At 44.6% G+C, this 7,274-nt stretch carries 6 protein-coding genes, 1 tRNA gene and 1 pseudogene; 5 read left to right on the forward strand and 3 right to left on the reverse strand.

From position 1 onward, the window contains the following. Positions 1-85: 85 nt before the first annotated feature. Both G5B00_RS17515 and G5B00_RS17520 read right to left on the reverse strand, forming a co-directional pair. Positions 86-161, reverse strand: a tRNA-Gly gene (locus G5B00_RS17515). 114 nt (positions 162-275) lie between these two features. Next, complete coding sequence (locus G5B00_RS17520) at positions 276-1,823, reverse strand: NAD(P)/FAD-dependent oxidoreductase (protein ID WP_163878675.1); 1,548 nt, start codon at positions 1,821-1,823, stop codon at positions 276-278. A 1,003-nt stretch (positions 1,824-2,826) separates the two neighbouring features. Between G5B00_RS17520 and G5B00_RS17525 the strand changes: the two genes are divergently transcribed. From G5B00_RS17525 to G5B00_RS17545, 5 genes are all read left to right on the forward strand, one after another. Beyond that, positions 2,827-3,405, forward strand: coding sequence for a LemA family protein (locus G5B00_RS17525; RefSeq protein WP_163878678.1), 579 nt, complete (start codon positions 2,827-2,829; stop codon positions 3,403-3,405). A 348-nt stretch (positions 3,406-3,753) separates the two neighbouring features. Beyond that, positions 3,754-4,188 (forward strand): TPM domain-containing protein, encoded by a 435-nt coding sequence (locus G5B00_RS17530; RefSeq protein ID WP_163878681.1) that lies wholly within the window; start codon positions 3,754-3,756, stop codon positions 4,186-4,188. A 58-nt stretch (positions 4,189-4,246) separates the two neighbouring features. Then, positions 4,247-5,056: a TPM domain-containing protein gene (locus G5B00_RS17535; RefSeq protein WP_240894574.1), complete on the forward strand. Its 810-nt coding sequence runs from the start codon at positions 4,247-4,249 to the stop codon at positions 5,054-5,056. A gap of 209 nt (positions 5,057-5,265) precedes the next feature. Beyond that, positions 5,266-5,664, forward strand: a complete 399-nt coding sequence (locus G5B00_RS17540; protein WP_163878687.1) for a four helix bundle protein — start codon at positions 5,266-5,268, stop codon at positions 5,662-5,664. Positions 5,665-5,756: 92 nt separating this feature from the next. Next, the gene (locus G5B00_RS17545) at positions 5,757-6,884 is read left to right on the forward strand and encodes a TlpA disulfide reductase family protein (RefSeq protein WP_163878689.1); all 1,128 of its coding nucleotides are present in this window, start codon (positions 5,757-5,759) and stop codon (positions 6,882-6,884) included. Between the two features lie 54 nt (positions 6,885-6,938). On the opposite strand, the pseudogene G5B00_RS17550 reads toward G5B00_RS17545, so the two are convergent. Continuing rightward, positions 6,939-7,274: pseudogene (locus G5B00_RS17550) on the reverse strand (esterase); the annotation flags it as partial.

The following is a 7,274-nucleotide window of genomic DNA, read 5'->3' on the forward strand; positions in this document are numbered from 1 at the left end:
ATTTAACCCCTTAAATTCATGTATTAACCACACTTGGCATAACAACAAAAAGCCGCCTCATGCTGTTATGAGGCGGCTTCTCTTGTGGAGCGAAAGACGAGATTCGAACTCGCGACCCCAACCTTGGCAAGGTTGTGCTCTACCAACTGAGCTACTTTCGCTTGTTTTGTGGCACAAATATAGAAGTTAATACCATTCCTGTCAAGAGGAATTATATATTTTTTTATAAGCTTTATGCTGTAGGCTATAGGCACAACCTCCCCAAAGCCTATAGCTTATAGCCTACGGCTAATAGCCTCCACACAATTCATTCCATCAATGGCAGCAGAGACAATTCCGCCTGCATACCCCGCTCCTTCGGCACAAGGATATAGTCCTGCAATCTGAGGATGTTGCAAGGTTTCCTTGTCACGTGGGATACGTATGGGAGAAGAAGTCCGGGATTCTACCCCTACCAAAATAGCTTCATTGGTATAATATCCATGCATCTTTTTCCCGAAAACAGGTAACGCTTCCCGTAAGGCTTCGTGTACAAATTGTGGCAGCACCTCGTTGAGATTTACCGACCGGGTACCCGGTTTGTACGAATTGACCGGCAGGTCATGTGAAACCCTGTTTTCAACAAAATCGACCATCCGTTGTGCCGGAGCAACGAGGTTTCCTCCACCTTGTTCAAAAGCCCGTTGTTCTATTTGCCGTTGGAAGTCCAGCAAGGCGAAAGGGTTTGTCTCAACCTGTGGGACGTCGTCAAGATTGATCTGGATGACGGTTCCCGAATTGGCGTGGGGATTGTTGCGTTTGGAAGGAGACCATCCGTTGACGACGATCTCATCGGCATCGGTCGCACAAGGGGCGATAATTCCACCCGGACACATACAGAAGGAGAATACGCCGCGCCCCTGTACCTGCTCCACCAAGCTATAATAGGCAGGGGGCAGATTGTCATGGCGAAGATCGCAATGATACTGTGCACGGTCGATGATCTCCTGAGGATGTTCTATACGTACACCCAGGGCAAAAGGCTTGGCTTCCAGAAGCCAGTTTTTGCGCCGGAACAGTTCAAAAATATCCCGGGCAGAATGACCCGTCGCTACTAAGACGTGCTGTGCGCGAAAGACAGTTCCATCGGCGGTCTGTACACCGGTTACCTGTCCAAATTCGGCCAAAATATCCACCACCTTGGTGTCAAAAAGTATTTCTCCACCTTTTTCCAAAATACGGTGGCGCATACTTTCAATGATATGTGGTAGTTTGTTTGTCCCTATATGAGGCCGGGCATCGATAAGAATATCTTCGTCTGCACCGTGTTCGACAAAGATCGACAATACCTTATGCACATCTCCTCGTTTGTTGGAACGGGTGTACAGCTTGCCATCCGAATATGTGCCGGCTCCCCCTTCCCCAAAACAATAATTGGATTCGGGGTTTACGACACCTTCCTTGTTGATGCGTGCCAGATCCCTTCTACGCTCCCGCACTTCCTTTCCTCTTTCGAAGACAATAGGTTTGAGTCCCAGCTCCAGGCAACGGTAAGCTGCAAAAAGCCCGGCAGGTCCGGCACCGATAATGATGACCGGCGGGGCATCCCGAACGTCTTTCAGTTCGGAGATAACCGTGGGAAGGATTGGCGCTTCATCGATAAAGAAGATAACCTTGATACGGTAGAGTACCTGACGTCCACGGGCATCGATCGAGCGCTTGTGCACACGGAATCCATGGATACGCTTTATGGGGATGCGTAGTTTTTGTGCACCCTGTTGTTTGATATAGCCCTCATCATGAATGAAGTCGGGTGGGATGGGTAGTTCGATTTCTTTTTGCATAGATCTGGATTGGGTATTTATCCCAAAAGTTTTACAAAAATAAGGATTTAGTACAGACATCCGAAGTTTAACTTTGTTGCTTATGCTTTTAATGAGGGTGTCTAAAAAGTCCTAAATTCCAGTTCGTCATCCTCAGAATGCCGAATTGCGGAGCAATCATGAATGCCATTAAAAACAGACATAGTATGAATAACGATCTCGTTCATAGTGAATGCCTTACTAAAATGAGATGTGTTCGACTTCGCTCAACATGACGACTTTTTAGACACCTCCGTTTCGAAACTTACGCAGAGTCATCGGGTTTTATTTTTTTGTTGATAGTATAAATGGAGGGTTATTTTAGACAGGTTTTTCTTTGTGCTCAAGCCGCACGGGCTTTCCTTTCTCCTTGGATGAGAAAGGAACAAAGAATCAAGGCTGTTCATCCTCTCATCGATACGGCACGCTCCACTACGGAAGCGCCTTTTAATGTCTCCAACCCCTAGTCCCTGCCCTAGGACTGAAAAGGCTTGCATTGTGCTAGGAGTGCGCCAGCAAGACCGTAGCTCCGTGGCCTTGATCTCGATATGATGAAAGGCCGTTCTTTGCGCTATTACTTTCCATCATAGCTTGTGCGTCATTGCATTGTATGTATAGATAAAGAATAAAAGCACTATCCCTACATTCGCTAAAGATGTCGCATGTGAAGCTTTTGGCAAATGCAGTGAGATGCACAATCCCTACGGCCAAAAGGTTCAAGCGACGAGTTTTTTGCCTCCTTTTTTGCGGAAACCACGAAGTAGCATGAGTGCCATAAAAAATAAACACACACGAATAAAAAGGAGGAGCCCGTCGCGGCTTGAGCGACAAAAAGAATGTCTAAAATAAATGTCCCCTTTACATATCATTTCAGATCAGAACATGAAGATTTGACTCCGAGCATCCTATTGCTTTGAATCAATATGCTAAGATTTTAAAAACTTATTCGTAATTTTAAAAAATCAGATAGAATAAATAAATACACATGAAAAGAGTATTAATCGCTTTAGTGGGTCTGTTTACGGCCCTTTCTTTTAGTTCTTGTGGTTACAATACCATGGTTTCGAAGGATGAAAATGTAAAAGCAAAATGGGCACAGGTCGAAAATGCCTATCAGCGCCGCGCCGATTTGATCCCGAATCTGGTCGCTACGGTAAAAGGTGCTGCCCAACATGAACAAGGTACATTGACTGCTGTGGTAGAAGCACGTGCTAAGGCCACTTCGGTGACCGTAGATCCTTCCAACCTGTCGGAAGAGGCTATTGCTGAATACCAAAAGACGCAGGATGCGCTATCGCAATCTATCGGCCGTCTGTTGGTCAGTGTGGAAGCCTATCCTGATCTGAAAGCCAATTCGAATTTCCAAGAGCTTCAAGCCCAGCTGGAAGGTACTGAAAACCGTATATCGGTCGAACGTAGAGCTTTTAACGAAGCTGTGCAGGACTATAATACGACAGTAAGGAGCTTTCCAAACAACATCATGGCAAGCTTGTTCGGCTTCAAGGCCAAAGGAACTTTCCAGGCACAGGAAGGTGCTGATAAAGCGCCAACGGTATCGTTTTAACAGGGTAGTTTAAACTAGTTGCTGGCGCACGTCTATCTGTCCGGCAGGTAACTTGGTATGCACATGAGTAAGACATACAGGTAGCACGCTTGCATGAGGGTGTCTAAAAAGGTCTGGCAATCCATTCAATCGTCATTTCGACCAGAGGGAGAAATCTATGGATGAATTAGAATTAACTAATTTTCAACAAGTTGAAAAACTGCTTAACCATAGATTTCTCGTCGTACCTCCTCGAAATGACGGTATGATTGGCTTTTTAGACACCCTCAGTAATCTACAACGGCACTGCTCGTATTAATTAATTACAAATAATTGGGTGTGGGACTACGTTAATTTTAAAAAACAAACATGGCTTTATTGAATTCGGAAGACCAGGAGAAAGTTGTCCATGCCATCAGCCAGGCTGAGGGTATGACTTCGGGAGAGATACGTGTGGTCGTCGAAAATACGGTGATGCAAGAGGATATCATGCAAAAGGCAACCCATTATTTCGAGGAACTAGAAATGCACAATACCTTACAGCGCAATGGTGTTTTGATCTATCTTGCTATTGCCGACCATCGTTTTGCGATCATTGGGGATGTGGGGATAGACGAAAAGGTGGAAGGTGATTTTTGGGAATGTACGAAAAACGAGATGTTAACCTTCTTTAGGCAAGGGGATTTTGCGGGTGGATTGGTTGCAGGTATCCAGAACGCCGGAAAACAATTACAGCATTATTTTCCCAGACAGGAGGATGATATCAATGAATTACCAAACGACATTTACTTTGGAAAACATTAAATATAAGGCAAAGCAGGGGACCGCTATCGAGAGACTGTTTTCTACATGTCGGTGTCTCTTGATCTTTGGAATTGTATGGGTCGTTGCGCTATCCGGGGCGAAGGCTCAAGAGTTACCGGCTGCACCGAATAGTTTGGTAAACGACTATACGGGGACATTGTCTCCGGCAGATATCCAAGCTTTGGAACGAAAGTTGCGAGGCTTCGATGATAGTACATCGACACAGATAGCTGTTGTATTGATCAAGACCACAGGGGGATACGATATCGCGGACTATGCGGTACGTCTGGCTCAAAAATGGGGCGTAGGACAGGCCAAATACAATAATGGTATTATGCTGTTGGCTGCTATAGGCGATCGGGCGGTGACCATACAGACGGGATACGGTGTGGAGGGAGCTGTGCCTGACGCCATTGCTTATCGAATCATCGAGAATGACATCAAGCCGGCTTTTCGACGACAGGATTACTATGGAGGCTTGGATGCGGCGACCAACTCGCTGATGAAGTATACGCGAGGCGAATACAAAGCCGACCCCAAAGACAGGGCAGAGGGAGAAGGAGGCAAAATGAGTGGACTGTTGGTGTTGATCGTGATTTTTATCCTAATTTCCATTATCTCCAAAGGCGGGGGAGGTAAGAATAGAGGAGGCAAGGTCATGAACGGCAAAGGTTCTTCGGATCTGTTTTGGTGGATGTTGCTGAACGGCATGGGGAATAGTGGTCACGGAGGTCGTTCGGGAAGATCCGGCGGTGGTAGTTTCGGTGGGGGAGGATTTGGTAGCGGAGGTGGCTTCGGCGGAGGCGGTGGATTTGGAGGCTTCGGCGGAGGCGGTTTTGGTGGTGGTGGCGCTAGCGGAAGGTGGTAAGTGTTGGGTTAAAGGATTAGGAAGCTTAATCGTTTAATGATTAAAGTGTTAGGAAGAATCCAACAGAGATCTTACTTAGACAATTAAGCAGTTAAGCGATTAAACATTTAAACCTTGAAAGGTGAGGAGGCTTAATCGTTTAAGAGATTAAGAGAGTCTAAAGCCATCAACTTCATACATTTAAGAGGTTAAACCTTAAACATCAAAGCATGAGTTATCATATTTATTCTTTTGAAAAGTTGCAAGTATATCAAGACTCTTTGGATTATAGTGTAAGAATCAGAGCTACGTTGACCAAATTTCCGAAAGAAGAGCAGTTTGACCTATGTAGACAGTTAAAAAGATCGACGGAGAGTATAGGAGCCAATTTGGCAGAAGGATCAGGAAGGTCTTCTAATGTAGATCAGGCTCATTTTACGAATATGGCTTATTCCTCTGCTTTGGAAACGATCAATCATTTGAACGTAGCCCTAAGGCTAAATTTTCTTGAGAAAGATATATATACTGAACTAAGATTAGACATAGATAGGATTATAAATCAATTAAACGGTCTGTACAAATATCAATTGAATAATAATCAAAATTTGAAAAGTAAATTAAAAGGTTAATCGGTTAGGAGGATTAAAGGGTTAAAAAGAATCCAGCAGACATCCTACTTAAACAATTAAACGATTAAACAGTTAAACAGTTAAACGATAGCATGAAAAAAACAATTTTAATGGGTGCGATGGCACTTCCTGCTTTGCTTTGGGCACAGGAAGATTTTACGGTGAAGGGAAAAATAGGCGATTTGCAGGCTCCGGCCAAAATCTTTATGCAATATGCGGATCAAGGTCAACGGAGAATCGATTCGGCCCATGTGGTCAATGGAGAGTTCAAATTCCAGGGACGTGTACAGGAACCAGGACAGGCATACCTGATCTTGACCAAAGAGGGCAAATCACTGCATGAATTGGCAAAACCCGATGGGGTCAATATGATTTACTTGTCCAAAGGCGTTATTACTGTAGAAGGTGATAATTTGGAACAGGCCAAGATCAGCGGCACGGCTTTGAATGAGGAGTTCGCAAAATACAGGGCGGCAAACAAAGAGATCGAGGAGCAGATGGCAGCGTTGGACAAGGAGTATGGAGCGGCGACGGATACGCAAAAGAATGATCCGGCTTTCATTGGCCAATTGCAACAGCGTGCCACCCAGATATACGCTCGTCAGAACGATCTCAATACCCAATATATAGCAGACAACCCGAAAAGTTATATCACGATGAATCTGATCGGCGAACTGCTGAAAGAGGATAATGTGAAAGATATGTCCCGTGCTTTTGAGGCTTTACCGGCAAACTATAAGAATACGCTAAGAGGTAAAGATATCCAGGTTCGGATAGAAGCATTATCCAAGCTTGCTGCAGGATCGGTAGCTCCTGACTTTACACTTCCGGATACCAGTGGCAAGCCTATAGCCTTGTCTTCCTTACGCGGGCAATATGTGTTGGTGGATTTTTGGGCATCTTGGTGTGGGCCTTGCCGTCAAGAGAATCCTCATGTTGTGGCGGCCTACAATAAGTTCAAAGACAAGGGATTTACCGTTTTTGGGGTGTCGTTGGATAATCCAAATGGTAAAGAAAAATGGCTGAAGGCTATCGAGACGGATCAGTTAGGCCAATGGCAACATGTATCCGAACTGAAAGGTTGGGAATCAGATGTCGTAAAACTGTATGCCATACGTGGAATTCCACAAAATTTTCTCCTGGATAAAGAAGGTCGGATCATCGCTTCGAATCTCAGAGGCGAAGCATTGGAAAAGAAACTGGCTGAGGTATTGAATTAATATATAATTACGTAGAGACGCAAAATCTTGCGTCTCTACAAACAATAAATAAAATTATTTCTTCGGATATTTTTTAAAGAAGTCGATGATGATTCTGTTAGCCTCATTAGGGTATTGATGTCCCTCATTATGTATATAAAGGGTCACATCGTTACCATTTTTTCCAGCGTAAAATGTAATATTTTTTCCTATTGGCTTTCCTTCTTTTTCACATTCGTTGAGCTTTAAGACCCTGTTGCAGGTCATTTTTTGCATCACTGGTTTGACCAGCGGATCATTTTCACCCATCAGATGCAGGACAGGCTTAGGGATAAGCCTATTTACTAGTTTACCCGCAGCTGTCGCCGTAGGAGCAAAAGCGGCAAATTCATTGGCCCTAAGTGCCCATAA

Origin of the sequence: Parapedobacter sp. SGR-10, from assembly GCF_011030405.1 — a bacterium.
Classification (GTDB): domain Bacteria; phylum Bacteroidota; class Bacteroidia; order Sphingobacteriales; family Sphingobacteriaceae; genus Sphingobacterium.

What these genes read in the sequence shown, in the direction of transcription:
- G5B00_RS17520 (WP_163878675.1), bottom strand. Translation starts at nt 1,823, where the DNA reads ATGCAAAAAGAAATCGAACTACCCATCCCACCCGACTTCATTCATGAT.
- G5B00_RS17525 (WP_163878678.1), top strand. Translation starts at nt 2,827, where the DNA reads ATGAAAAGAGTATTAATCGCTTTAGTGGGTCTGTTTACGGCCCTTTCT.
- G5B00_RS17545 (WP_163878689.1), top strand. Translation starts at nt 5,757, where the DNA reads ATGAAAAAAACAATTTTAATGGGTGCGATGGCACTTCCTGCTTTGCTT.
- G5B00_RS17530 (WP_163878681.1), top strand. Translation starts at nt 3,754, where the DNA reads ATGGCTTTATTGAATTCGGAAGACCAGGAGAAAGTTGTCCATGCCATC.
- G5B00_RS17540 (WP_163878687.1), top strand. Translation starts at nt 5,266, where the DNA reads ATGAGTTATCATATTTATTCTTTTGAAAAGTTGCAAGTATATCAAGAC.